The organism is Brevundimonas sp. CURTG3B2_SDJG (genome assembly GCF_057364705.1).
In genome coordinates, this window is record NZ_JBNFOJ010000550.1 from 1 (window position 1) to 747 (window position 747).

Sequence of the window (747 nt, forward strand, 5' to 3'; positions counted from 1 at the left end):
GAGGCCTTCCCGGCGCGCGCGCATGCTGGTTCCTGGGCGCGACTGCGGCGGCGGCGCTGATCCCGCTCAGCGACGTGCTGACCCTGCGGCTGGCGGCCCGCGACGGCTTCACCTTCGCCCTGCCGAGGGGATTCGGCTCGGCGGCCTTCGTCGCCGCCAACGTCGCCATGGGCGCCTTGCTGCTCCGCGCGCCGGTCGATGTCGTGGTCGTCTGGGTCACCGTCCTGGGCCTCGCCATCGGCCTGGCGGGGGCCTTCATCCTGCCGGACGAGCCGGTGGGAGAGGGGGCGCCGCTCAGGGGGCGGGACCGGTTCCGCGGCCTGGGCCGGCTGCTGGCCGATCCGGTCTTCATGACCGCCATCTTCGCCGTCGGCGCGGTTCAGGCGGCCCACGCCTTCCAGTACGGCTTTTCGGCCATCCTGTGGAAGGCGCAGGGGATCAGCGAGGCCGTGACCGGCCAGCTCTGGGCCTTCGGCGTGGTGGTCGAGATCGCCCTGATGTGGATCTTCGAGCCCTGGCGGCGGCGGATCGGCCTGGGCCCCTGGAGCCTGCTGGTCGCGGGCTCGGCGACCGCCGTCGTCCGTTGGAGCGCGATGGCCCTGGCGCCGCCGCTCTGGCTGCTGTGGCCGCTGCAGGCGCTGGCACGCCCTGACCTTCGCGGCCACCTCCTGGCCGCGTCCAGATCGTCGAGCGCTGGCGCCCCGCGACAGCCAGACCGCCCGCCCAGACGCTCAGCTCGGTGTTGTC

General features: G+C 74.0%; 1 protein-coding gene. It reads left to right on the forward strand.

Annotated features, from left to right (window positions below; translation table 11 throughout):
- A partial coding sequence (locus tag AC2W7C_RS18620) for an MFS transporter (RefSeq protein WP_486002671.1) occupies positions 1–747 on the forward strand: 747 nt, incomplete at both ends.